General features: G+C 65.3%; 21 protein-coding genes. 8 read left to right on the forward strand and 13 right to left on the reverse strand.

Annotation, left to right across the window (positions count from 1 at the left end):
- Window positions 1–18: 18 nt before the first annotated feature.
- The 3 genes from lpdA (at window position 19) to sucD (ending at window position 3,634) form a co-directional block, all read left to right on the forward strand.
- Window positions 19–1,458, forward strand: coding sequence for a dihydrolipoyl dehydrogenase (gene lpdA / locus ACT7B3_RS05035; RefSeq protein ID WP_444678159.1), 1,440 nt, complete (start codon window positions 19–21; stop codon window positions 1,456–1,458).
- Window positions 1,459–1,595: 137 nt separating this feature from the next.
- Window positions 1,596–2,762 (forward strand): ADP-forming succinate--CoA ligase subunit beta, encoded by a 1,167-nt coding sequence (gene sucC / locus ACT7B3_RS05040; protein WP_444678158.1) that lies wholly within the window; start codon window positions 1,596–1,598, stop codon window positions 2,760–2,762.
- Window positions 2,762–3,634, forward strand: coding sequence for a succinate--CoA ligase subunit alpha (sucD, locus tag ACT7B3_RS05045; protein ID WP_445157089.1), 873 nt, complete (start codon window positions 2,762–2,764; stop codon window positions 3,632–3,634). Before sucC ends, sucD begins: the two co-directional genes overlap by 1 nt.
- A gap of 101 nt (window positions 3,635–3,735) precedes the next feature.
- On the opposite strand, the gene siaD is transcribed toward sucD, so the two are convergent.
- The 9 genes from siaD to ACT7B3_RS05090 all read right to left on the reverse strand — a co-directional run bounded on the left by siaD (window position 3,736) and on the right by ACT7B3_RS05090 (window position 13,202).
- On the reverse strand, window positions 3,736–4,506 hold the full coding sequence (gene siaD / locus ACT7B3_RS05050; RefSeq protein WP_445157090.1) for a biofilm regulation diguanylate cyclase SiaD: 771 nt from the start codon (window positions 4,504–4,506) through the stop codon (window positions 3,736–3,738).
- Window positions 4,503–4,892, reverse strand: coding sequence for a biofilm regulation phosphoprotein SiaC (gene siaC, locus ACT7B3_RS05055; RefSeq protein WP_444678156.1), 390 nt, complete (start codon window positions 4,890–4,892; stop codon window positions 4,503–4,505). Before siaC ends, siaD begins: the two co-directional genes overlap by 4 nt.
- Before the next feature lie 17 nt (window positions 4,893–4,909).
- The gene (gene siaB, locus ACT7B3_RS05060) at window positions 4,910–5,446 is read right to left on the reverse strand and encodes a biofilm regulation protein kinase SiaB (protein ID WP_445157091.1); all 537 of its coding nucleotides are present in this window, start codon (window positions 5,444–5,446) and stop codon (window positions 4,910–4,912) included.
- The gene (gene siaA, locus ACT7B3_RS05065; protein ID WP_445157092.1) at window positions 5,447–7,516 is read right to left on the reverse strand and encodes a biofilm regulation protein phosphatase SiaA; all 2,070 of its coding nucleotides are present in this window, start codon (window positions 7,514–7,516) and stop codon (window positions 5,447–5,449) included. It lies immediately after the preceding gene.
- Window positions 7,517–7,791: 275 nt separating this feature from the next.
- Window positions 7,792–9,732 carry an exoribonuclease II gene (locus ACT7B3_RS05070; RefSeq protein ID WP_445158843.1) on the reverse strand — a complete coding sequence of 647 codons (1,941 nt, stop codon included), beginning with the start codon at window positions 9,730–9,732 and terminating at the stop codon, window positions 7,792–7,794.
- 201 nt (window positions 9,733–9,933) lie between these two features.
- Window positions 9,934–10,374: a universal stress protein gene (locus ACT7B3_RS05075; protein WP_445157093.1), complete on the reverse strand. Its 441-nt coding sequence runs from the start codon at window positions 10,372–10,374 to the stop codon at window positions 9,934–9,936.
- A gap of 105 nt (window positions 10,375–10,479) precedes the next feature.
- Entirely contained in the window at window positions 10,480–11,538 is a 1,059-nt protein-coding gene (locus ACT7B3_RS05080; protein WP_445157094.1) for a TIGR01620 family protein, read from the reverse strand.
- The gene (locus tag ACT7B3_RS05085; protein ID WP_444678151.1) at window positions 11,535–12,926 is read right to left on the reverse strand and encodes a YcjX family protein; all 1,392 of its coding nucleotides are present in this window, start codon (window positions 12,924–12,926) and stop codon (window positions 11,535–11,537) included. The genes ACT7B3_RS05080 and ACT7B3_RS05085 overlap by 4 nt, the downstream gene beginning before the upstream one ends.
- 96 nt (window positions 12,927–13,022) lie before the next feature.
- Complete coding sequence (locus ACT7B3_RS05090; protein ID WP_444678150.1) at window positions 13,023–13,202, reverse strand: hypothetical protein; 180 nt, start codon at window positions 13,200–13,202, stop codon at window positions 13,023–13,025.
- Window positions 13,203–13,299: 97 nt separating this feature from the next.
- Between ACT7B3_RS05090 and ACT7B3_RS05095 the strand changes: the two genes are divergently transcribed.
- Together ACT7B3_RS05095 and ACT7B3_RS05100 are read left to right on the forward strand one after the other, a co-directional pair.
- Window positions 13,300–13,854, forward strand: a complete 555-nt coding sequence (locus ACT7B3_RS05095; protein WP_445157095.1) for a DUF924 family protein — start codon at window positions 13,300–13,302, stop codon at window positions 13,852–13,854.
- Between the two features lie 86 nt (window positions 13,855–13,940).
- Window positions 13,941–14,183, forward strand: a complete 243-nt coding sequence (locus ACT7B3_RS05100; RefSeq protein WP_444678149.1) for a GlsB/YeaQ/YmgE family stress response membrane protein — start codon at window positions 13,941–13,943, stop codon at window positions 14,181–14,183.
- A 69-nt stretch (window positions 14,184–14,252) separates the two neighbouring features.
- On the opposite strand, the gene ACT7B3_RS05105 is transcribed toward ACT7B3_RS05100, so the two are convergent.
- On the reverse strand, window positions 14,253–14,927 hold the full coding sequence (locus ACT7B3_RS05105; RefSeq protein ID WP_444678148.1) for a hypothetical protein: 675 nt from the start codon (window positions 14,925–14,927) through the stop codon (window positions 14,253–14,255).
- A gap of 236 nt (window positions 14,928–15,163) precedes the next feature.
- On the opposite strand from ACT7B3_RS05105, the gene katE reads away from it, so the two are divergent.
- The gene (gene katE, locus ACT7B3_RS05110) at window positions 15,164–17,314 is read left to right on the forward strand and encodes a catalase HPII (RefSeq protein WP_445157096.1); all 2,151 of its coding nucleotides are present in this window, start codon (window positions 15,164–15,166) and stop codon (window positions 17,312–17,314) included.
- 91 nt (window positions 17,315–17,405) lie between these two features.
- On the opposite strand, the gene gabT is transcribed toward katE, so the two are convergent.
- Window positions 17,406–18,701, reverse strand: coding sequence for a 4-aminobutyrate--2-oxoglutarate transaminase (gabT, locus tag ACT7B3_RS05115; RefSeq protein WP_445157097.1), 1,296 nt, complete (start codon window positions 18,699–18,701; stop codon window positions 17,406–17,408).
- A 34-nt stretch (window positions 18,702–18,735) separates the two neighbouring features.
- Window positions 18,736–20,181, reverse strand: coding sequence for an NAD-dependent succinate-semialdehyde dehydrogenase (locus ACT7B3_RS05120; protein ID WP_445157098.1), 1,446 nt, complete (start codon window positions 20,179–20,181; stop codon window positions 18,736–18,738).
- Window positions 20,182–20,440: 259 nt separating this feature from the next.
- Between ACT7B3_RS05120 and ACT7B3_RS05125 the strand changes: the two genes are divergently transcribed.
- On the forward strand, window positions 20,441–22,912 hold the full coding sequence (locus tag ACT7B3_RS05125; protein ID WP_445157099.1) for a DUF1266 domain-containing protein: 2,472 nt from the start codon (window positions 20,441–20,443) through the stop codon (window positions 22,910–22,912).
- A gap of 240 nt (window positions 22,913–23,152) precedes the next feature.
- The gene (locus tag ACT7B3_RS05130) at window positions 23,153–23,773 is read left to right on the forward strand and encodes a C40 family peptidase (RefSeq protein ID WP_444678145.1); all 621 of its coding nucleotides are present in this window, start codon (window positions 23,153–23,155) and stop codon (window positions 23,771–23,773) included.
- Window positions 23,774–23,786: 13 nt separating this feature from the next.
- Here the strand turns inward: ACT7B3_RS05130 and ACT7B3_RS05135 are convergent, their stop codons facing one another.
- Entirely contained in the window at window positions 23,787–24,674 is an 888-nt protein-coding gene (locus tag ACT7B3_RS05135) for a LysR family transcriptional regulator (RefSeq protein ID WP_445157100.1), read from the reverse strand.
- Window positions 24,675–24,695: the final 21 nt, after the last annotated feature.

Genomic DNA, 24,695 nt, shown 5'->3' on the forward strand with positions numbered 1-24,695 from the left:
GATCAACAGGAAAACGACATGGCCGACAAATTTGATGTGATCGTCATCGGCGCGGGCCCCGGGGGCTACGTAGCCGCCATCCGCGCCGCCCAGATGGGGCTGAAGACCGCCTGCGTCGAGAAATGGGTCAACAAGGAAGGCAAAACCGTCCACGGCGGCACCTGTCTGAACGTAGGCTGCATTCCTTCCAAGGCGCTGCTCGAGACATCCCACAAGTTCGTCGAGGCACGCGATCATTTCGCCGAGATCGGCATCGACCTGGAGCCGCCCAAGCCCAACGTCGCCAAGATGCTGGAGTTCAAGAACTCCGTCATCGCCAAGAACGTGGGCGGCATCAGCGCCCTGTTCAAGGCCAACGGCGTCACCGCCATCGACGGCACCGGCAAGGTCGTGGCCGCCAAGCAGGTCGAAGTCACCGACCATGACGGCGGCAAGACCACCTATGAAGCCGACAACATCGTCATCGCCGCAGGTTCGGTGCCGGTGGAGATCCCGCCGACCCCGCTGCACGAGGACATCGTCGTCACTTCCACCGGCGCGCTGGAGTTTACCGAAGTGCCGAAGCGCCTGGGCGTGATCGGCGCCGGCGTCATCGGCCTGGAGCTGGGCAGCGTGTGGAGCCGCCTGGGTGCCGAGGTGACTGTGCTCGAAGCCATGGACAGCTTCCTGCCGATGGTCGACACCGCCATCGCCAAGGAGACCCAGAAGCTGCTCAAGAAGCAGGGCCTGGACATCAAGCTGGGCGCTCGCGTCACCGGCTCCGAGGTCAAGGGCAGCGAGGTCGTGGTCAAGTATAGCGACAGCGCCGGCGACCAGGAGCTGACCTTCGACAAGCTGATCGTCTGCGTCGGCCGCCGCCCCTACACCCAGGGCGTGGTCGATGAGAACGTCGGCGTGGGCCTCGACGAGCGTGGCTTCATCCATGTCGATGACCAGTGTCGCACCAGCGTGCCGGGCATCTACGCCATCGGTGACTGCGTGCGCGGTCCGATGCTGGCGCACAAGGCCTCGGAAGAGGGCGTGATGGTGGCTGACATCATCGCTGGCCACAAGGCCGAGATGAACTACGACGCCATTCCCAGCGTGATCTACACCTCGCCGGAAGTGGCCTGGGTTGGCCTGACCGAGCAGGACGCCAAGGCCAAGGGCATCGAGGTCAATATTGGTACCTTCCCGTTCTCGGCCAACGGCCGGGCGCTGGCCAACAACGCGCCGGAAGGCATGGTCAAGATCATTGCCGATGCCGAGACCGACCGTATCCTGGGCATGCACATCGTCAGCCAGCACGCCGGTGAGCTGATCGCTCAGGGCGTCATCGCGCTGGAGTTCGGCTCCAGCGCCGAAGACCTGGCGCTGACCTGCTACGCCCACCCGAGCACGGCGGAAGCGATTCACGAAGCGGCCCTGGCCGTGGATGGCCATGCCATTCACATGGCCAACCGCAAGAAGCGCAAGTAAGCCAGTTCACGCAGTAGCCGTAACAACAAGCGCCACCTGCGGGTGGCGCGTCGCGCCCGACCATGCATCAGGCGCGAACGGGGGTGGCCCGTTCAGTGGCCACCATTCGAGTCACATGCAACCAATGGCATGAATCGATGAACCTTCACGAGTATCAGGGCAAACAGCTGTTTGCCGATTATGGTCTGCCGGTCTCCAAGGGCTTCGCCGTCGACACCCCTGAGGAAGCCGCGGAAGCCTGCAAGAAGATCGGTGGCGACATGTGGGTCGTCAAGGCCCAGGTGCACGCGGGTGGCCGCGGCAAGGCCGGCGGCGTCAAGCTGATCAAGAGCCCGGAAGAGGCCAAGGCCTTCGCCGAGCAGTGGCTGGGCAAGAACCTGGTGACCTACCAGACCGATGCGAACGGTCAGCCGGTGGCCAAGATTCTGGTCGAGAACTGCACCGACATCGCCAGCGAGCTCTACCTGGGCGCCGTGGTCGACCGCACCACGCGTCGCGTGGTGTTCATGGCTTCGACTGAAGGTGGCGTCGAGATCGAGAAGGTCGCCGAGGAAACCCCCGAGAAGATTCTCAAGGCCGAGATCGACCCGCTGGTCGGTGCGCAGCCGTACCAGGCGCGTGAGCTGGCCTTCGCCCTGGGCCTGAAGGGCGACCAGGTCAAGCAGTTCACCAAGATCTTCCTGGGCCTGTCGCGGCTGTTCCACGAGAAGGATCTGGCGCTGCTCGAGATCAACCCGCTGGTGATCACCGACGAAGGCAACCTGCACTGCCTCGACGCCAAGATCAATCTGGACAGCAACGCCCTGTACCGTCATCCGGACCTGCAGGCCATGCGCGACCCGTCGCAGGAGGACGAGCGCGAGGCCGAAGCGGCGGCGTGGGAGCTCAACTACGTGGCGCTTGACGGCAACATCGGCTGCATGGTCAACGGCGCCGGTCTGGCCATGGGCACCATGGACATCGTCAACCTCAACGGCGGCAAGCCGGCCAACTTCCTCGACGTGGGCGGTGGCGCCACCAAGGAGCGCGTGGCCGAGGCCTTCAAGCTGATCCTGTCCGACGACAACGTCAAGGCCGTGCTGGTCAACATCTTCGGCGGTATTGTGCGCTGCGACATGATCGCGGAAGGCATCATCGGAGCCGTCGAGCAGGTCGGCGTCAACGTGCCGGTGGTGGTTCGCCTGGAAGGTAACAACGCCGAGCTGGGCGCCGAGAAACTGGCCTCCAGCGGTCTGAACATCATCGCTGCCACGAGCCTGACCGATGCGGCTCAGCAGGTTGTCAAGGCAGCGGAGGGCAAGTAATGAGTATCCTGATCGACAAGAACACCAAGGTCATCTGCCAGGGTTTCACCGGCGGCCAGGGGACCTTCCATTCCGAGCAGGCGCTTGCCTACGGTACCAAGATGGTTGGCGGCGTGACCCCGGGCAAGGGCGGCCAGGAGCACCTGGGTCTGCCGGTGTTCAATACCGTCAAGGAAGCCGTCGAGAAGACTGGCGCCGAGGCCAGCGTGATCTACGTGCCGGCCGCCTTCTGCAAGGATTCGATCCTCGAAGCCGCCAACGCCGGCATCAAGCTGATCGTCTGCATCACCGAAGGCATCCCGACGCTGGACATGCTCGACGTCAAGGTCAAGTGCGATGAGCTGGGCGTACGCCTGATCGGGCCGAACTGCCCCGGCGTGATCACCCCGGGCGAGTGCAAGATCGGCATCATGCCGGGCCACATCCACAAGCCGGGCCGGGTCGGCATCGTGTCGCGTTCCGGCACCCTGACCTACGAAGCGGTCAAGCAGACCACCGACCACGGTTTCGGCCAGTCCACCTGCGTGGGCATCGGCGGCGACCCGATCCCGGGTTCCAACTTCATCGACATCCTCGCGATGTTCGAGAAGGACCCCAAGACCGAGGCCATCGTGATGATCGGTGAGATCGGCGGTACCGCCGAGGAAGAAGCCGCCGCCTACATCAAGGCCAACGTGACCAAGCCGGTGGTCTCCTACATTGCCGGCGTCACTGCGCCTCCGGGCAAGCGCATGGGCCATGCCGGCGCGATCATCTCCGGTGGCAAGGGCACTGCCGACGAGAAGTTCGCCGCGCTGGAAGACGCGGGTGTCCGCACCGTGCGCTCCCTGGCTGAGATCGGCGATGCACTGAAGGATGTCACCGGCTGGTAAGCTGTTGGTATCTGGCAAGGCTGAAAGGGCACCCTCGCGGGTGCCCTTTTTCATGAGATGCTTTCAGCCGCTGAGGCCGCCATACTGCGCTAACGGCACCTTCAGGCCGCAATGCAGCTGCGGTTGCGCCCAGTGCGCTTGGCTTCCAGCAACGCCTGGTCGGCACGCTGTAGCGTATGGTCGAGTAGGTCCTCTCCCTCGCGAAACTCACTCAAACCGGCGCTTGCAGTGATCGAGAGCTGGGTTTGATTCACCGTGACCGACAGTGCAGACAGCCGCTGGCGCAGGCGATCGACAATGGCCCTGGCTTCGTCGAGGCCGACGTTGGCCAGCATGAGCAGAAACTCCTCACCTCCCCAGCGTGCACAGAGATCGCAGTCGCGCAGCGCCGCGCGAATTTCCTGGGCGATCGCAACCAGCACTCTGTCGCCTGCCTCGTGACCGTACAGGTCGTTGATCTGCTTGAAATGATCGATGTCGAGCATCACTAGCGTGTAGCGTCGGGTCAGCTTGGACAGCCGCTCGTCGATCATGCGTCGGTTGGGCAGGCCGGTGAGGGCGTCGTGGGTCGAGGCTTGCTGGAGATCCTGGTTGTGCTCACGCATGAGCTGTTGATACCCATCGGAGATGCGTGACAGTTTCTCCTGGCGGCGTAAGGTGTTCTGGTAGCGTCGCCGGGCAACGATCTCGTCTTCGCGAAGGTAGCGCTGATAGTTGTCGGCGATCGTTACCAGGCGCTCGAGGCGTTTCTTCTCGGTGCAATGAAACGCATACAGCTGGGCAAGCGCGTCCTTAAGCGGATGCTCCGCATAGGCGGCATCGCTGAGCAGGGCTTCGACCCGTGCCAGAAGTTCCGACTCTTCACGCATCATACGCAAGCCGGGGCGGGCGTGATGTCGAACGGGAAAGTGCAATCTTCTCGAAACTCCTCGGCCAGCTCCGCGATTCGCTCATTGCGCGGATCGTAGTGCCAGGTGACCTGGATGCCGCGGCCGCCCTGGTGCGCCTCTTCGAGCAGGTCGAAGATATCCATCATGGCCTTCACCGAGCTGGTGTTCAGGTAGATGAGTGCCAACGTCAGCGTCAGCGGTCGCGTTTCTTCGGCGAGAAAGCGTTGGACCCAGTCGATGACGCTGTCAAAGAGTTCGAAGGAGTTCTCCGGATAGGAGTCACCCTGCATGGAAAGCATGCCGGCCTGCCAATCGCTGACGATGGTGGGCGTCGACTGGCTGCCGGAAATGTTGAGGTCATTTGTCATGGCAAAGACTCGATTGATCAGATCACGGCGGTGAGGCTGAAGAAGCCCCGTCCGTCGGCAAGGGGCTGCAGGGAAGCCTGCATCGGCTCGCTCGACTTGCGCGCAATGTCGAGCAGGCCAAGGCCGGCCCCTGAGCCAGACTGAGGATCGTTGCGTGGCATGCGCAGCTGCTGCTTGTACGCCTTCTTCAGGGCTTGTGCATCCAATAACGCGAGCTCGCCGATGGTCTCCAGCAGACGCTCACCATCGGCGAGCTCGACAATGTTCCCGGCCGAGACGAGGTATAGCCCCTGCTCGTTCTTGGCAACCGCCACGGTGGCCGACGCCGTTTCCTCGTCATACCCCTGGCGCGCGGCATAGTGGCGAATGTTCTGGGTCATCTCGATGTAAGCGGCGAAGACGTCCATGGCAGCCGATGGCGTGGCCTGCTGGGAGCTGAGGTAGTTGCGCAGGGCATTACCGATCTCCTCGATCAAGCTGCGCGAAATCGGGCCATTGAAGCACAGCATGATGCGCTGCTCGAGATAGTTTTCTCGCATGCTCAACAGGTTCATTCACGCCTTCTCCTGTAGGGGGACGACTGCCTCGGCAGGCAGCAGGGGGATGCGGTCGCTACCGCGGGAGCAATCCTGTTCGGTGAAGCGAAAGCTCAAGAGGGTGATGTTGTCGCGCTGGGGAAGCGTGCCCTGATAGGTGTTCAGGGCCAGCTCGAAGGCTTCCATTTGTGCCGTCAACGAGTTGGGTGCCTGGGCCTTGAGCAACGCCTCGAAGCGTGAGCTGCCAAAACCGAAGCCGTCGCTGCCGCCGGCCTGGTCGAAGAAGCCGTCGGTGCACAGCGTATAGGTCCAGCCGGGCTTCAGCTCGAGTGACTGGTTGCGGTAGGCGATCCTGCGCTTGTGGCCAAGGGGGCGCTTGTCGCCGGTGAGGTGAACCAGCGCCGTGCCGTCGGTGGCATACAGGCCGATCTTGGCCCCGGCGAAGGTGATCTGTCGAGTGACCAGGTCGACCCAGGCCAGGCCGACATCCATATGCGTGGCGACCGACGCCGGCAGCTGCTCGGCTCCAAGCAGCTCGCGGCTCTGTCCATCGGTCTCGTTGAGGATGGCCGCAGGGTCCTGGCAGCCTACCTTGAGAATGGCATGGTCGAGAATGGCCCTGGCCAGCATGGTCATCAATGAACCGGGTACGCCATGGCCGGCACAATCCACTACCCCGAAAAGATAGCCGCCGGCCGCCGGGCGAAAGAGATAGAAATCGCCGCCGACCGTGTCACGAGGCTTCCACAGTACGCCGTGGTGATGCTCCAGATGGCGCGCGAGCTGGCGGTCGGGGAGGATGGCGCGCTGTATGAAGCTGGCATAGTCGATCGAGTCGCCCAGCTTCTTCTGCGTCGCCGCCATTTCCGCATTGGTCTGCTCGAGCGCCTGGGTGCGTTCACGCACCTTGGCCTCCAGCTCGCGGGTATGGCGCTGGACCTGGTCGACCATGTGCGAGAAGGCCTGGGAAAGCTGGCCGATCTCATCGTTGCGAGAGGTGGGCAAGGGCGAATCGTAGTGGCCGGCGGCAATGGCCTGGGCCGATTGCTTGAAACGATTGAGTGGCGCGAGGATCAACCGCTCGATGGCCAGAGCGAAGACGATGAAGACAATGACCAGAACCAGCGCGGCGGCAAACAGCAGCGGCCACAGCCAGCGGCGATCGAGGATCTGCGCCACGCTCATGTCCAGTGCCGTGATCAGGTACCAGTCGAGTTCGGGAATGAAGCCTACCGAGAGCAGGCGCTCCTGGGTTTCCAGCGTGGCCCACAGAGTCTGGGTGGTGTCGGGAGCCAGCGCGGCGGCCTGCAGGGCGTTGGCGAGTGCGGCACGCTGCTCTTCGTTGCCGAGCAGGGGGTGGATGGTGTGTCTCTCGTCGAGCTCGCCTGCGCCGGAGCCGAATGCAATGTGTTCACGGGACGGGTGCGCCTGCAGGGCGCCGTGCCGATCGACGATCATTGGGGTCAGTCCCTCGGCTTCGTCGCGAATGAAAGCATTGAGAAAGTCGCCAAGCTCGAAGCCGGTGCCGGCTAATCCCAGCAGCCTGTCGCCATCTCGTACCGGGACGTTGAGCCAGACCTTGGTCACGTCGAGCTCCCGGTCGATGTTGACGTTGAGGTTGTAAGGCCTGTCGGTGCGGCGTAGCTGGAAATACCAGGCGTCGTTCGGTTGGCTGGCGTCGAGGCGATAGCGGGGCGTCTCGGCGCTGGGATCGTCAGCGCTGGCATAGTAGTAGTTGCCGCTGGCATCGGCGATCACGAAATAGGAGCGGTCGGCAAAGGCATGCCGATAGCCCTCCGCTTCTGTCAGGAACCGATCGCGGCGCGCAGTATCTTCTTCGCCGATCAGCCACTCCCGCAGCGAGAGACTCTCTGCGAAGCGCTGGGCCAGTGCCAGTTCGCGCGACACCGGCGCCAGGATTCGCTGCATGTGCAGCAGGGTGTAGTTTTCCGCGTAGGCGTGTGCGAAGTGGCGACGAATATCATCGACGGCCTTCCAGCCCAGCAGTAATGCCGGTATCAAGGAAAGCAGGCAGGCGAGTAGCAGCGTCGCAACCGATTTGCCACGCAATCCCCATCGTGCGGCCATGATGTATGTGTTCCCTGCTGCGCAACGACTAGAAAGGTCACGCTTATGGTTTGATTTTTATCAGTAGGAAAATGCCACAAGGCAGAGGGCAAAGCGAGAGGGAGGCAAGCATAAATACGTCGTAGGCGAACTCGTGCGCCTACCTGGCCTTGCTTCGTCACGTGCGAGCGGATACGAGCCGCATGTCCCAGGCCGCGGTCATACGGCTCGCATGCGGCGTGACAAAAAACGCCTCGACCCAGGTCGAGGCGTGTTGCATGGTTTGCCGGTCGGAGTCAGACGGCAGGACGCGCCACCAGCGAGCGGGTCTCCTCACGGGCCTCGACCAGCTCGATGCGAATCACATCCCCAAGCTTGTAGCGCTCTTCGCCTTCGACCTGAATGCGGCCTTCCTTGTCGTCGATGACCACTTTGTCGCGATCGCTGTGGATCATCGGGGCGGGCACGAAGGCCGTGGCACCGTTGGCGGTCAGGCGCACGCGCATGCCGCCGCGGCTGATACCGAAGATTTCCGCCTCGAAGGCTTCCTGCGCCTCGGCGGCCGGGCTCAGGTAGCGCACATAGAGCCAGTCCTTGACGTCGCGCTCGGCCATGCGGTTGAGCCGGCGGCGCTCGGTCAGCTGTTCGGTGAGGGCCTGAGTGGCTTCCACCGGGGCCTGTTCACCCTTCAATACCCGCTTGATCAGGCGATGGTTGACCATGTCGCCGTACTTACGGATCGGCGAGGTCCAGGTGGCATAGGCTGCCAGGCCCAGGCCGAAGTGTGGGCCGGGGCGGGCCGACATGCTGGTGAAGCCCTGGAAGCGGCGCAGGCGGGCGTCGAGCCAGGCGTCGTCGCGGCTCTCCAGGGCACGCTTGAGCTCCTTGTAGCGCGGCAGCTCGGAGAGCGCTTCGAGCTCCACTTCGATCTGCTGGGCGGTGAGGAACTCGTGGGCGGCCTCGGCCTTTTCCGGGTCGAAGGCGCGATGCACATTGAAGATGCCGTGGCCCACGTGCTCGGCAAGATAGTGCGCACAGCAGGCGTTGGCCGCGATCATCGACTCCTCGATCATGCGGTTGGCGATGCGGCGCTCTTCGATGCGCACGTCGAGCACATTGCCCGCCGGGTCGAGGTCGAACACGTAGTCGGGCCGGTCCTTGAACACCAGCGCATGCTCGGCGCGCCAGGCGGCGCGCGCCTCGGTCATGTCGCGCAGGGCGCGCAGCTGCTCGCCGATCTCGTCGGTCGGCGTCCACTCGCCCTGGCCGTCCAGCCAGTCGGAGATCCGGTCGTAGACCAGCTTGGCGCGGGAGCGCATGGTGGCGGCGAAGAAACGGTAGTCACCCAGGCTGCCGTCGGCTTCGACGTCGAGCGTGCATGCCAGCACCGGACGCGTCTCGCCCTCGCGCAGCGAACAGAGATCGTCGGCCAGAAGCTCGGGCAGCATGGTGACGTTCTGGCCCGGCAGGTAGACCGTGAAGGCACGGGTGCGGGCCTCCAGGTCGGCAGCATGGCCCTCCTCGACATAGGCGGTGGGGTCGGCAATGGCCACCGTCAGGTGCCAGCCTCCCTCCTCGCGTGGGGCGATACGCAGGGCATCGTCCATGTCGCGGGTCTTCTCGCTGTCGATAGTGAAGAAAGGCTCGGCGGTAAGGTCCTCGCGCACGAGCCCTTCGTCGCGCAGCGGCCAATCGTCGCCCGCATGCGGGCATTCCTGCTCGAGCGCATGGCGAGCCAGGGTAACGCGCCACGGCACGGCGGGGTCGTCGACCTTGGCCACCAGTTCGTCGATCTGGGTGAAGAAGGCTCGGTCGTCGGGCTTGAGCGGATGGCGCACCAGCCGCGCCACGACCCAGTCGCCGTCGCCGATGCTGGCCTCGTCGAGGCTGTTCTTGATCCTTGCCTTGAGCGCGCTCTTGATCAGCGGGTGATCGGGCACCACGGCCAGGCGACCTTCGCGCTTCTGCACCCGGGCGATGAAGCGGCTCAGACCTGCTTCGAGCAGGGCGTCCGGCTCTACGGAGGTCTTGTCGCCATTCTCGTGGATCACGGCTTGGACGCGATCGCCGTGCAGCACCAGCTTCATGGCCGGCGGCGGCACGAAGTAGGACTGGCCATCGTCGGTTTCGAGGAAGCCGAAACCCTTGTCGGTGGCCTTGATGACCCCCTCGGCGCGCGGCGTGGTTTCACGGATCTGTTGCTTGAGCTGGGCGAGCAGCGGGTTGTTCTGCAGCATGGTCACGGACGTGTGGCGGGATAGGAGGGCCACTATACGGATTCCCGCGGCCGGCGCCAAACGTGTCGGCGGGGATGACAGGAAATCAGCGGCTTGCCGCCGTCGGGCGACACCGGCTGTGAAGAGCGCCGGTGCGCCATGAACTGACGGATAAAGGGAGCGATTGCCCGACCCCAGCCCGATGGCTGGTCGGGCCCGGAATCAGCGCACGGTGATGACGGTGCAGTCGGCGGTATGACTGACCTTGTGCGATACGCTGCCGACCATCAGCCCCTTGAAGTCGCTGAGGCCGCGGCTGCCCATGACGATGGCGGCGATGCCGCGCCGGCGCGCCTCGCTGAGAATGGTGCGGGCCGGGTCACCCTGGCCAATGACCGTCTCGACCTTGGTGATGCCCTGGGCACGTGCCTCGGCGGCGGCTTTCTCGACCACCTGGCGGCCAATGTCCTCGCGCTCCTGGCGGGACGCCTCGATGGCGATGGCGCCGATGCCCCATACCAGCGTGGTCTCGTGGGAGAGCTCTTCGGGGATGTGTAGCAGGTGCAGGGTGGTGTCGGTCTGGCTGGCGAGCTGGCAGGCGACGGCCAAGGCTTTCTTCGCGCCTTCCGAGCCGTCGACGGGAACGAGGATGGAGTCGAACATGACGTTTCCTTTTTTCTGGTTTGAGCCCGAGCATACTCACTTCGAGCCTAGCGGTTTGCGCCGAGGTTGTCATGACCCGGGTCAAGACCCTGGGCTGACGCTGGCTTATTCCGGCTTTTCCAGCCGACGCAGCTGCTGCCACAGTTCGCTGCGCAGGTCGGCCATGCGCGGCGCCTCCTGGGCGGTGAAGACCAGAGGGCGGGTCAGGCGCTGGGCCCTCAGCCCCAGCCGGGCGCTAAGCAGCCCCACGCCCATGCCCTGGCCGGCGCGCGCCGAGAGGCGTCCGGCCAGGTTCAGCGAGATCAGCTCCATGCCCGCTTCGCTGGCCATCTCCGTGGCGCCGGCAAAGGCCATGTTGTAGAGCACGCTGCGCAGCAGGCGCAGGCGGCTGGCGTAGCCGAGCTCGAGACCGTAGAGCCGGCTGATGCGGTCGAGCATGGCCAGGTTGCGCCACGCCACCAGCGCCATGTCGACCAGGGTGAGAGGGCTGACTGCGACCATCACCGCGGTTTCGCCGGACATGCGTGAGATCAGGCGTCGCACCTCGCGGTCGCGCGGGGCCAAAAGGTGGTGCGCGAGCAGGGCGTGGATATCGGCGCCAAGGTGATGGGGCTGGCGGGCGGCGAGATAGGCCTGCCAGTGAGGGTGGTCGTCGTCGAGGCGTAGCTGCTGCTTGAGTGTCTGCGCCAGGGCGTGCGCCTCTTCGGCGCCGGCCTCGGGCAGGCGGCTGAGCCGGGTGCGCAGCCGGTCGTGGCGGCGCAGCCGGCGCAGGCGCCAGGCTTCGCGTACCAGCGCCATGGCGCCGAGGCCGAGTGCCCCCAGGCCCAGCAGGCTCCAAGCACCGCTCAGCCAGTTACCGCCCAGCATCGCCGCCGGCAGGTTCAGGGCGAGTTCCAGCGTGCCCAGGACCAGGCCACCGCCAAGCACTGCCAGCAACCCCCAGCGACGCTTGCGCGGCCGGGCCAGGCTGGCATCCAGCGCCAGTTCGGCGGGTGTTTCCTGCGTGGCGGGCAGGGCGCGGCTGGGCAGGTCGGGGGCGAAGGCGTGGCGCGGCCGGGGCGGCTCAGGCTGCGGCGCACTGCCGGGTTGCGGCTCGTCCAGGGTGAAGCGATGCGCCGGACGGGGGTCGCCGGTGGGCGGGTCGCTGCGGCGTGGATCACTCATTTCAGCTTGTCTCCGATCAGCCAGTCCAAGGCGGCGTCGAGGCGAATGTGGGGCAGGGCGCCGCCTTCGCGCGAGGCGGGCTGGAAGGCACGGAAATCGAACCCCTGGCGGTGCCAGAAGTCGGCCTCGGGCAGGCGTGCCGGTACTTCGCCGGGAAAGACCAGCACCGACTCGCCGTCGAGGGTCGTGCCGCGCAGCGCCGGGGTTCGCTGGCCCTGGTGAACCACCTCGTGCACCTCGGTGGCGCGAATCGAGGCTAGCGACAGCGCTTTGACCGGCACGGCGGCGTAGCGCAGGTCCTGCAGCGGCTCGGCCAGCAGGGCCTCGAGCAGCGCGGTGAGGTTGGCGTGCTGCTCCGGCGTGACGTGGTCGGCCTTAGTGGCGGCGATCGCTAGGCGGTCGATTCGCGGAGAAAACAGCCGCGACAGCAGGCTGCGCTTGCCGTAGTCGAAGCTTTGCATCAGCGTGGCCAGCGCCCGCGAGAGATCCTCGAAGCGCTCGGGACCGGCGTTGAGGGCGCCGAGCACGTCGACCAGCACGATCTGGCGGTCGAAGCGACGAAAGTGGTCGCGGTAGAAGGGCCGCACGATGTGCTGCTGGTAGTGGCGAAAGCGCGCCGACAGGGTGGCGTAGTTGCTCTCGGGCGGAAGCTTGGCAAGCTCGGCCTCGTTGCGTTGCAGCAGCGCCGGCAGAGGGAAGAACTGCAGCACCGGGGCGCCATCGAGATCGCCCGGCAGCAGGAAGCGCCCCGGTTGCAGGTTGGCGAAGCCGGCCTCGCGGGCGGCCTGCAGGCTGCGCGCATAGAGCGCGGCGATATCGGCCAGCTGCGCCTCGTTGGCTTCCGCGGCGGGGTCGAGCGCGGCGGCAGCCTGCTCCCACTCTGCTAGCAGGGCGCGCCGCTGCTCGCCGGTATCGGTGAGCATGGCACGGCTCCAGCCGGGGTAGTCGTGGTCCATCAGCGGCAGGTCGAGCAGCCACTCGCCTGGGTAGTCGAACAGATCGAGGCTCAGCTCGGCGGCCTCGCCGCCGAGCAGCGAACGGCGCGCCGGGCGATAGCGAATCGACAGGCGCAGCTCGCTGATACCACGCGTGGGCTCGGGCCAGTGGGGCACCGTGGCGTCCAGGGCCGCCATGGCCTGGTCATAGGGAAAGCGCGGTACGCCGATGTCGGGCTGGCTGACCCGTCGGGCGCCGAGCAGGCGGCCTTCGCGGGCGGCCGGCATCAGGTCCAGTCTCGCTTCCAGGCCGGCGTGGCGCAGTTGGTTGACCAGCGAGGTGAGAAAGGCTGTCTTGCCGGCGCGAGACAGGCCGGTTACCGCCAGGCGCAGCTGGCGGTCGCGACCGCGCTCGATCAGGTTGCTCAGTTCTCGGGTCAACGACTGATGCATGGGCGAGGCATCCCTTCTCTACGGTTCAGTTCAACGGCTAATGTGAGGCTCATGGCCGTGTCTGGCAAGGCATGCCGGGAAAGCGCCGGGGCGGAATCACTGGCCGGTGAACAGTCGCATCCACAGCGGCAGGGCGGCGATCAGGAAGCCTGCCACCGCCAGCGCATAGCCGGGCCAGCGCCGCGTCATGCGCTGGGCGAGGGTCAGGCCGACCAAGCAGATCACCAGGCCGACGAGGTTGAAGACGAAGGTGAACATGCCGAGCATCGGAGTCATGGAGTCTCCCTTGGCCGATGATGGAGGAACGCGGCAAGCGTGAAAACAGGCATAGCCAAGTCCATGATATCAGGAGCACTCACCACGAGGACATGCGATGGACAACCGGCTTCCCGACCGCGCTGCGGTGCTGCACTTCTGGTTCGAGACGCTCGAACCCGCCCATTGGTTTCGCAAGGACGCGGCGCTCGACGATACGATTCGCGCTCGCTTCGGTCTGCTGCACGAGGCGGGCGCCGCCGGTGAGCTGTGGGAGTGGCGTGATACGCCCCGGGGGCGGCTGGCCGAGATCCTGGTGCTCGACCAGTTCTCGCGCAACCTGTATCGCGATGACGCGCGGGCCTTCGACCAGGACCCCATGGCGCTGGTGCTGGCGCAGGAAGCCGTGGCGCAGGGGCTCGACCTTGCGCTGCCGGTGGTGGAAAGAAGCTTCCTCTACATGCCCTACATGCACAGCGAGTCGCTCAAGGTTCACGAGGAAGCACTGCGTCTGTTCGACCAGCCGGGGCTGGAAGACAGCCTGCGTTTCGAACATCTGCACCGCGATATCCTGCTGCGTTTCGGCCGCTACCCGCACCGCAATGCCGTGCTTGGCCGGGAGTCGAGCGCCGCGGAGAGGGAGTTCCTCACGCAGCCGGGCTCGTCATTCTGAGCTACCCTTGGCAGTGAAGCTGCGCTTCGGCACCCTCAAGGTTCACCACGGGAACCGAAATCGATCAAAAGGAGAGGAGAGAGGACATGGGACTTATCGCCTGGCTGATCATTGGCGGTCTGGCCGGCTGGATTGCCGGTAACATCATGCGGGGTGGCGGCTTCGGTATCCTGCCCAACATCGGCGTGGGCATCGTAGGCGCGGTAATCGGCGGTTTCCTGTTCCGCCTGCTGGGGCTGGGAGCCGAAGGCATGATCGGTTCGCTGGTTACGGCAACGGTGGGGGCGGTGCTATTGCTGTGGATCATTTCGAAGGTGCGCAAGACATAGCCCCGCACGCCTGAGACGATGCGGCCCGGGCTTTGCTCGGGCCGCTTGCGTTATGACTGGCCGCAGGCGTTAGAAGGTGTAGCTGATGCCGATCACGGCCACCGGGTAGAAGGGCAGCTTGTCGGCTTCGTCTTTCAGGCGCTGCTCTTCACTACGGATATTCTGGCGCAAGTCGGTGTCTCTCTGCTCGCGTCCGCTGGACGTGCTCAATGAAACATCGATATTAGTGGTCATTACGCCCACTTCGGAGAAGAAGCCGAAGCCGCTGCGGTGCGAGCTGCGCCAGCCCAGCCCGGCATAGGGCTGCACGCCGTCGGCGATGGTCAGGGTGCCATTCAGCGTACCGATCTCACTAGTCTGGTAGTCGGTCTCTCCGATCTTTATCGTTTGATTGTCCTTGGCGCGACCCACCACGTTGGCTTCCATGTCCGGCAGCATCACACCGGCGGTGAGGAAGAAACGACCGCCGAAAGGATAGTAGTCCAGCGCGAGCTTGCCCGCGGAAAGGCTCACGTCGCCTGTATAGTTGATGTCGTCGCTATCGAAGTCGCCGTCCCAGTCCAGCCCGCCGGTATAGCGCGCCGAGACCCCCAGCCGTTCATGGAAGCGCCATGCGACATCCGCGCCCACGCCGGTGGTGCCGGCAACCGCACCCAGCGTGACGCGGTTTTCGAAGGCTTGGGCCTGGGCCGTGCCCAGGGTGACGAGAGCCGCGGCGATTCCTGTGGCCAGTAATTTTTTCATTGCAATTTCCTTGGTAGGTGAAGCGAGGCACATCACGTACCCCATACCCCTATCGGCGGCCTGCTTGGCAGCTTGAACCGGATTGGCTGCGCCTTTCGTCGTGATAGGCGGAGTCGATTGGCGCTGCCCAGCCTGCCAGCTACCTTTGACAGGCGAGGCCCGAACGCAGCGCGATGGCCGGACGTGCAGGAAGCGCGGCGCAGGGTGAAGTCAGACCGGACAAAAGGAGCTTGCCCATGGCGAACAATCCCCACACCACGCCCAACAGTGGACCGCCCAACGACACGGATTTCAGTACCGACGAACACAGCAAGTCGGCGCAGCTCGAGACGTATCGACGCGATGCCACCGGTCACGACCTGCGTACCAACCACGGTGCGCGCATTGCCGATAACCACAATTCGCTGAAGGCGGGCGAGCGGGGGCCCACGCTGCTCGAGGACTTCATCTTCCGTGAGAAGCTCAACCACTTCGACAACGAGCGCATTCCGGAACGCATCGTGCACGCCCGCGGCGCGGCGGCCCACGGCTACTTCCAGCCCTACGACAATGCCGCCCAGTACTCCAAGGCGGGGCTGTTCCAGGACCCGGGCAAGAAGACCCCTGTTTTCGTGCGTTTCTCCACCGTGCAGGGCGCGCGCGGCTCCAACGACACCGTACGCGACGTGCGCGGCTTCGCCACCAAGTTCTATACCGATGAGGGCAACTGGGACCTGGTGGCCAACAACATGCCGGTATTCTTCATCCAGGATGCAATCAAGTTTCCTGATTTCGTCCACGCGGTGAAGCCCGAGCCGCACAACGAGATTCCCCAGGGCCAGTCGGCCCACGACACCTTCTGGGACTTCGTCTCGCTGATGCCGGAATCGACCCATATGGTGCTGTGGACCATGTCCGACCGCGCCTTCCCACGCCACTACCGCAACATGGAAGGTTTCGGCGTGCACACCTTCCGCCTGATCGACAAGCAGGGCAAGGCGCGCTTCGTCAAGTTCCACTGGAAGCCGCTGGCCGGCACCTGCTCGCTGATCTGGGATGAGGCGCAGAAGCTGTGGGGCCGCGACCCCGACTTCAACCGGCGCATGATGTGGGAGGATATTGAGAACGGCGATTTTCTCGAGTTCGAGTTCGGCATTCAGGTAGTCGAGGAAGAGGATGAGCACACCTTCGACTTCGACCTGCTCGACCCGACCAAGCTGATCCCAGAGGAGCTGGTGCCTGTCGTTCCCATCGGCAAGATGGTGCTCAACCGCAACCCGGACAATTACTTCGCCGAGACCGAGCAGGTTGCGTTCAACCCTGCCCATATCGTGCCGGGGATCGACTTCAGCAACGACCCGCTGCTGCAGGGCCGGCTGTTCTCCTACCTGGATACCCAGATGCTGCGCCTGGGCGGGCCCAACTTCAATGAGCTGCCGATCAACCAGCCGGTATGCCCGTTCCACAACAACCAGCGTGACTCGATGCATCGCCAGACCATCGACAAGGGCCAGGCCTCCTACGAGCCCAACTCCATCGACGGCGGCTGGCCCAGCGAAACCCCGGCAGGGCCGGAACATGGTGGCTTCGAGTCGCACTACGAGCGCATCGACGCACACAAGGTTCGCGCCCGCAGCGCTTCGTTCGGCGATCACTACTCGCAGGCCACGCTGTTCTGGAACAGCCAGACGGACGTGGAGAAGGAGCACATCATTGCCGCCTACACCTTCGAGCTCTCCAAGGTGCAGCGTCCCTGGATCCGCGAACGCGTGATCAAGGAGATCCTGCCCAATATCGACCTGGAGCTGGCGCGCCGGGTGGGCGAGAGCCACGGCATCGAGACACCCAGCAAGAAGCCGGCCTCAGCGGAGCAGCTGGGCAAGAGCACCCAGCTCGAATCGCCGACCCTGAGCCTGATGGCACGGCTGCCGGGGAACATCCAGTTCCGTAAGGTGGCGATCCTGGCCGCCGACGGCGTCGATGCCGGCCAGGTCGAGGCGATCAAGCAGAAGCTCGAGGCCGAGGGTGCCGAAGGCAAGGTGATTGCGCCCAGCATGGCGCCGCTGAAGGCCGCCAACGGCAAGAGCGTGACGCCTGACGCCATGCTCAATGGCATGCCGTCGGTGGCGGTGGATGCAGTGATCGTGCCCGGTGGCAGCGCCAGCGTGGATGTCCTGGCAAGCTCGGGGCTGGGGCGCTACTACGTGCAGGAGGCCTACAAGCACCTCAAGGCGATTGCCGCGGTGGGCGACGGCAAGGGGTTGCTGGACGCTGCGGGCGTGCCCACCGGCGAAGAGGGCGTGTTGACCGACAGCTCGCTGGATGCTGTCTTCACGCAGCTGCGTGACGCCATGGCCCAGCACCGGGTGTGGGCGCGCGACGCCAAGGCCAACGACATGCCGGCCTGAGGGGAGTCGCACGTCCACCCTGCCTGAACGACGACGCCCGCCGGCAGTCGCCGGCAGTCGCCGGCGGGCGTCGTCAGGTGCACGGGTGGGATCAGGCGGTGGCCGGGCTGCCCACCAGTTCCTTGAGGGAAGCCTCGATGATGCCCAGCCCCTCTTCGAGCACCTCGTCCTCGATGGTCACCGGCATCAGGAAGCGGATGGTGTTGCCGTACATGCCGCAGGAGAGCAGGATCAGTCCCTTTTCCCGGGCCTTCTTGCACAGCGCCGCGGCCAGATCGGCGTCGGGCGTGCGGCTGCCCTTGTCGGTGACCAGTTCGAAGGCGGCCATGGCGCCCAGGTGGCGCACGTTGTCGACGCACTCGTAGGCCTGCTGCCAGGCGTTGAAACGCTTGGCCAGCGTCTCGCCCAGGGCGTGGCTGCGTGCCAGGATGTTCTCCTCTTCCATCACCTCGATCACGGCCAGGGCTGCGGCGCAGGAGAGCGGGTTACCGCTGTAGGTGCCGCCCAGCGAGTTGGGGCCGGAGCTGTCCATCACGTCGGCGCGGCCGACCACGGCGGAGATCGGCATGCCGTCCGCCAGGCTCTTGGCGGTAGTCAGCAGGTCCGGCTTGACCCCGCTGTGCTCGCAGGCGAACAGCTTGCCGGTGCGGCCGAAGCCGGACTGCACTTCGTCGATGATCAGCATGATGCCGTGCTCATCGCAGATTGCCCGCAGCGCTTTGAGGAAGCTGGGTGGGGCGACATAGAAACCGCCTTCGCCCAGTACCGGCTCGATCACGATGGCGGCGGTGCGGTGGGCGGGGATGTCGGTCTTGAACAGCATCTTCAGGCCGCGCAGCGCCTGCTCTTCGGTGATGCCGTGGTAGGGCACCGGGAAAGGCGCGCGGAACACTTCCCCCGGCATGGGGCCGAAGTCGTTCTTATAGGGCACAACCTTGCCGGTCATGGCCAGGGTCATGAAGGTGCGGCCGTGGTAGCCGCCGTCGAAGCAGATCACGCCGCTGCGGCCGGTGGCGGCCCGCGCGATCTTGACGGCGTTCTCCAGGGCTTCGGCACCAGAATTGACCAGCATGACCTTGGCGGCATCGCCGTTGACGGGAGTGAGGGTGGCCAGCTTCTCGGCCAGCTGCACATAGGGTGCGTAGGGCATGACCACGGCGCAGGTGTGCATCAGCTTGTCTAGCTGCGCCTTGACCGCCTCGACCACGCGAGGGTGGCGATGCCCGATGTTGAGCACCCCGATGCCGCCGGCGAAATCGATCAGGCGATTGCCGTCGGCGTCCCAGATCTCGGCGTTCTCGCCGCGCTCGGCGAACTGGGTAGCGGGGCTGGCGCAGCCGTTGGCCACGTAGCGCTGTTTGAGTTCGTTGAGCTGTGCGTTGTTCATCTAGCGTACCTCCATGGAAAGACGGTGAAGGCGATCAGAGGCCGCCGACACAGACGTATTTTAGTTCAGTGAATTCGTCCAGGCCGTGATGCGAGCCTTCGCGGCCGAGGCCCGACTCCTTCACGCCGCCGAACGGGGCCAGCTCGGTGGACAGGATGCCTTCGTTGACCGCCACCATGCCGTATTCCAGGCCTTCCATGACGTGCCAGATGCGCCGATAGTCACGCGCATAGAAATAGGCCGCCAAGCCGAATTCGGTGGCGTTGGCCATGGCGATCGCCTGCTCATCGCTGTCGAAGCGGAACACCGGGGCCAGCGGGCCGAAGGTCTCTTCACGGGCCACGCGCATCGCGTCGGTGACGTCCGCAATGACCGTGGGCTGGAAGAAGGTGCCGCCGAGGGTATGGGGCTCGCCGCCGCACACCAGCCGGCCGCCCTTGGCCAAGGCATCGGCGATGTGGGACTGCACCTTGTCCACCGCCGCCTGGTTGATCAAGGGGCCCTGCACCACGCCTTCCTCCAGGCCGTTGCCAACCTGCAGCTGGGCGACCCGGGCGGCCAGCTTGTCGACGAAGGCGTCATACACGCCGGACTGGACCAGCAGGCGGTTGGTGCACACGCAGGTCTGGCCGGAGTTGCGGTACTTTGATGCCACGGCGCCCTCCACCGCGGCATCCAGGTCGGCATCGTCGAAGACGATGAAGGGGGCGTTGCCACCGAGTTCCATGGAGGCCTTCTTGACCGTGATAGCGCACTGGGCGAGCAGCCGTTTGCCTACCGGGGTGGAGCCGGTGAAGGAGATCTTGCGTACCCGCGGGTCGGTGGTCAGGACCTCGCCGATCTCGGCGGGGCGGCTTGCGGTAACCACGTTGAGCACCCCGGCGGGGAAGCCGACGTCCTGCGCCAGCTTGGCGAGCGCCAAGGCGGTGAGCGGTGTGGCCTCGGCCGGTTTGATCACCACCGGGCAGCCGGCGGCCAGCGCCGGGGCGCACTTGCGCGTGATCATCGCTAGCGGGAAATTCCACGGGGTGATTGCCGCCACCACGCCGATCGGCTCGCGAAATACCAGAATGCGCTTGTCGGCGCCGTGGCTCGGCAGGGTCTCACCAGCCATGCGCTTGGCTTCCTCGGCATAGAACTCCACGAAGGAGGCGCCGTAAGCCACCTCACCGCGGGACTCGGCCAGCGGCTTGCCCTGTTCCAGGGTCATCAGGCGTGCCAGCGCTTCCTGGTGCCTCATGATGGCGTCGAACCAGGCGCGCAAGAGGGTGGCACGCTGCTTGGCGGTCTGCCGCCGCCAGGCCGGCCAGGCGGCTTCAGCGGCGGCCACGGCATCGCGGGCATCGGCGGCGGTGAGGTCGGGCACTTGGGCCAGCACCTCGCCGGTGGCGGGGTTGGTGACGGCGAAGCGCAGCTCGGCATCGCGCCACTCACCGCCAATCAAGGCCTTGTCGATCAGGATTTCCGCAGGGAGAGACATGGGGGCTCCATGTGTGTTGATTATCTTGTCTATAGAGTGTGCATTATTTAAAACGATGCGCCAAGATGCGCATTGCTCGGCAGAACACCTTTTTTTGCTTTGGCAAGGATCCTGCCCGGGCTGAGTAGCGCCGGGTCAAGGGCACCGATGTCTACCTGTTGCCCATCGGCGAAAGGGGCGCTTTCCGCTACACTAGGCGCCGATTCGTTCTGGCGCGGTGAACCGTGCCGTTCCCTTGAGGCAGACTCCGAGGTGAGACTTGGTCGACCCCCTTTACGCCTGGTGGGCCCAGCAGCTGGTGCTGTGCGAATGGGCTTTCGAGCCTGAACCCATCATGATCGAGACCGATGCCGCAACGGCCAGGCTAGCCGAGCTCGGCGTCATGGAAAGCGGTGAGCTCGGCTGGCGCCTGATCGAGGCACTGCGCACGGGAAGCCCCGACCCCGCCCGTCTGCTGGCGGGGCTCGAGCTGGTGGCGCTGGCGGGGGCTGCCGGCTGGCTGACCGAGACGCGTGCCCGCCACTGGGCACTGCGGCTAACCGACGAGATCACTGGCCACTTCGCCAGCCTGGATGCCTGGCACGAGGCGCTGCTGCATGCCAAGAGTGCCGAAGGCTGGGTGCGGGGCGACGATGTCTTCTGGGAGGCCTGCGAAGCCCTGGCCGCCTTGGAGCATCAGGGCGAGGGCATTACCTGGGAACTGATCGCCGAGTGGGTAACGCACCACCGGCGCAAGCCGCTGTCGCTGTGGCCCGATGGGCCGGGTGAGGGCGTTTGGCGGCTGCGCGCCGCCTTCGCTCCGCTGCCAGGGTTGCCGGCGGCGCGTCCCGACGGCCCTGAGGGCGAGGAGGCGCGGCGTTGGCTCAGCCATGACTGGCAGCTCGAGGATCGCACCGCACTGATCCAGAACCTGCTGTGGATGGCGGGCCAGGGGCAGCGCCACGGCTGGGATCTCGACGCGACCCGCCTGCTGCAGGCGCAGGGCGATGCCCGTGGCCAGTGGCGCGAGAGCCTGGGTGAAGCCGAGCAGGACTATGGCCAGGTCATGCTCGACTTCATCGACAAGGGCGAACCGCTGGAGTGGGCCGCCTGGGACTGGCTGAGAATGGTCGACCTGGCGTGGCTCGGGATCTGCGCGGGCTGGCTCACGCTCGACGAGGGCCATGACTTCGCCGTGCATGCGGCCGACCTGCTGCAGCGGCGCTACAGCGACTGGTCGGCGTTGGCACGCTCCTACCAGCGTGGCCGTAGCCTGTTCGAAGGCAGCAACTGCCTGGCGGACATGGCTCGCGACTGGGAGCTGCTGCTGGGCTCCCCGGTCAGCCCCTGGCGAGTGCCGCTGCAGGAGCTGCTCGATGAGCAGGAGAAGCAAGCGTCGCGTCAGGCGGTGGCCGAGTGGCGGCGCTCCGCCCGGCACTGGGTGCTGGCGCTCGCCTCGGTGCGCGAACCGGAGCTCGCCATGCGCCAGGGCCTGCTGCAACCGCTGCCCCAGGCGCGCCGCGATGACGCGCTGCAGTATCTGCAGGAAACGCTTGGCCTCTACCCGGATGAAGGCATCGAAGCCCTGGCCCGCTATTGGCTACCGGCCCAGGCGCATCACCTGAACCAGCTGGCCGCAGACGCCGCCCATAGCGCCTTGCCGCCCAGCGACACGCCATTCGGTAGGCCGGCGCTTGCTGATCTGGGCAGCCTAGCTGCGCTGAAGCAGGGCAGCCGCCATGCGGCCACCATCCACATGGCCGAGAAGTACGCCTTTTACCTGCAAATGGCGATGGACAGCGAGGCCTTCGATCCGACAGCGCTGGAAGCGCTGGCCGAATCGCTGCGGGGTACTCTGAGTCGCTTCTATCCCGATGCGCGCCGCCTGCTCGAAGCCTGGGCCCAGTGGGAGGCACTGCTGCCCGAGGGAGAGCACCCGCCGCTGGTCAACGAGATCCGCTGGCACCTCGACGACCCGGGCAGTCCTTTCCATTGGCTCGACTGGCGCAGCACTCAGTGGCAGGAGCCGGGCCCGCGTCCCACGCTGTCGCGCTTCACCGCCATGGCGTTGGTCGGACCGCTGAACAGTGCGGCCTGGAGCGAACCTCACCGCGAGAGCGAGCGCGAGGCGGCGTCGATCCATGAGTGGATCGACAGTCACTACGGCTTGCATGGACAGGCCGAGCTCATCGAGTTTCTCGATTTCCTGCTTGAAGCGGGGGATCGGCAGGATTACCAGATCAACTATGCCCCCTATACCCTGAACGCCCAGCGCCTTGCCTCCGAGATCGCCATGCTCGACTCCGGCGACCTCAGCGAGGAGGACCGCAACCACCTGCTGCGACTGCAGCGAGTGCGAGACAACACCGACGGCTGCAACGAGCTGGACATGACCGCCTGGGACATCGCCCAAGCGGTGGACCTGGCAATTGCCGGGCGCCAGCTGGGATGGCTGGACGAGTCCGCTTTTGCCAGTGTGCTGGAGCGATCCCATGCCCTGGCTGCCGCACACTATGGTGGTTGGCGTGCCTACGCCAGCGGCCTGCATGCCGGCTTCTCGTTCTTCATGGGCGACACCCCCGAACGGGAAAGCTTCCTGGAGGGTTTCCGCCAGGCGCTGGTGGCGTGGCTGTCGGGAGCGCCGCCGCTGGCCGGGGCCTGGGCAAGCCTGGATTTCCCGGGCGCCAGACCGTCTCACTGGGCGCCCCAGCACATCGATACCTTGCCGGGGGATACACGCACGCTACATTAGGGCTCGCTCTAGTGAAAAAGTGTGGTTATAGTCATCACGTTTATGGGAACGGCCCCGCGCTCTAGGGGCCTTTAAAAAAAATATCGCGAGCCGCCAAAGGCCGCTTTGGCAGTGGTACGGGCAGGTTGCCAGGCACCACTACCACAGCGAATGTCCTGAAGTTAAGCAGCAGTTGGTCAGCGCTGAGCCAGCCTTGGCTCATCGGGACGCGTGCGGCTCAGGGAATAAGGAATTCGCAGGATGGTCGCAACGGGATCGACGCGTATCGTGTTGCTTTGCATCTCTCTGGGGTTATTGACCGGATGTGCCGGTTCGGCGAAGCAGTCTCAGGGCGTGGAAGATTACTTCGCCCTTCAGCTGCCCGGCATGCCAGCGTCCTGGAACCCCATGATGTCCCCGGTGGACAACCCGCTGTTGCGCGCCGACAGCCTTCACGGCCCCAACCAGGCCGTGGTCCGCGAGGCGCTGCTGGCACAGCATCGCCGCTGGGCGGGCACCCCCTACCGGCTGGGCGGCACCACCGAGCGAGGTATCGATTGCTCGGCGCTGGTGCGCAACGTCTTCAGCGAAACTTTCCGCCTCGACCTGCCTCGCTCCACCGGGGAACAGGTTCAGAAGGGCACCCAGGTCGGGCTCGATGAGCTGCAGGTCGGTGATCTGGTCTTCTTCCGCCCGCCAGGCGCCTATGATCATGTCGGAATCTATGTCGGCGAGGGTTTCTTCCTGCACGCTTCCACCTCGCAGGGCGTGATCCTATCGGAGCTCGACAATACCTACTGGAAGCGTCACTTCTGGCAGGCGCGCCGAACGCTGGAGCCGACGACCCTGGCGCAGCGCGTCGCCGACCTCGGCGAAGGCTGAGTCCAGGCTTCTGCTAGAGCGTCTCATGGTGTTCGGTCACGAACGCCACGAAGGCGCTCTCGGCGCGAGACAGGTACCCCCCCTTGGCCCAGGCCAGCGATAGGTCGAGCCAGGCCGGGCGGTCGAACGAGACCGCGGCAAGGCCAGGCTCGTCAACCACCCGGCGCAGGAAGGTGGTGATGCCGAAACCCTGGCGCACGATCGCCTTGGTCAGCGGGATCAAGTTCGACTGGAAGGCAATATTGGCGACAAGCCCGGTTTGACGCGACAGGGCGTCGACAAATTCGCGATGGAAGTAGCCATCCTGAAACAGCACCAGCGGCTCCTGAAAGAATTCGGCGGCGCTCACGCTGCGCCGCTGAGCAAACGGATGGTCGCGGGGCACGCAAACCACCATCTCTTCCCGCACCAGCCGTCGCCGCTCCATCTGACGGCTCTGCTCGTCGTCGATTACCACCCCCAGATCCAGCTCCCCCGCGGCAATCATGCTCTGCAGTCGGCGTGCGCCCGCTTCCACCACGGTCAGGCGAATGCCGGGATGGCGTGCCTTGAACCCCATCAGCAGCGGCGGGAAATAGTACGAGCCGAGCATCGACGGAATGCCGATGCGGACCTCGCCCTTGACCAGTCCGTGCAGTTCCCGCATGGCCAGGTGGGTCGCCTCGGCGCGCTCGAGCAGTTCGCGGGCATGGGCATAGAGCGCCTCGCCCTCCGGGGTCAGGGCGATGCGCCGCTCGTGGCGGTGGAAGAGCCGCAGCTCCAGCTGGCGCTCGAGGTTGGCGATGGTCTGGCTGACGGCCGACTGGGCCACGTGCAGCTCGCGGGCCGCGGCGCTGAAGCCGGCATGTTCGGCTACGGTGACGAAGACGCGCAGGGCACGCAGGTCGAAGGGCAGGCTCATATCGCTCCGCAATAAGAAAAA

It is taken from the genome of Halomonas sp. E14 (assembly GCF_052568415.1).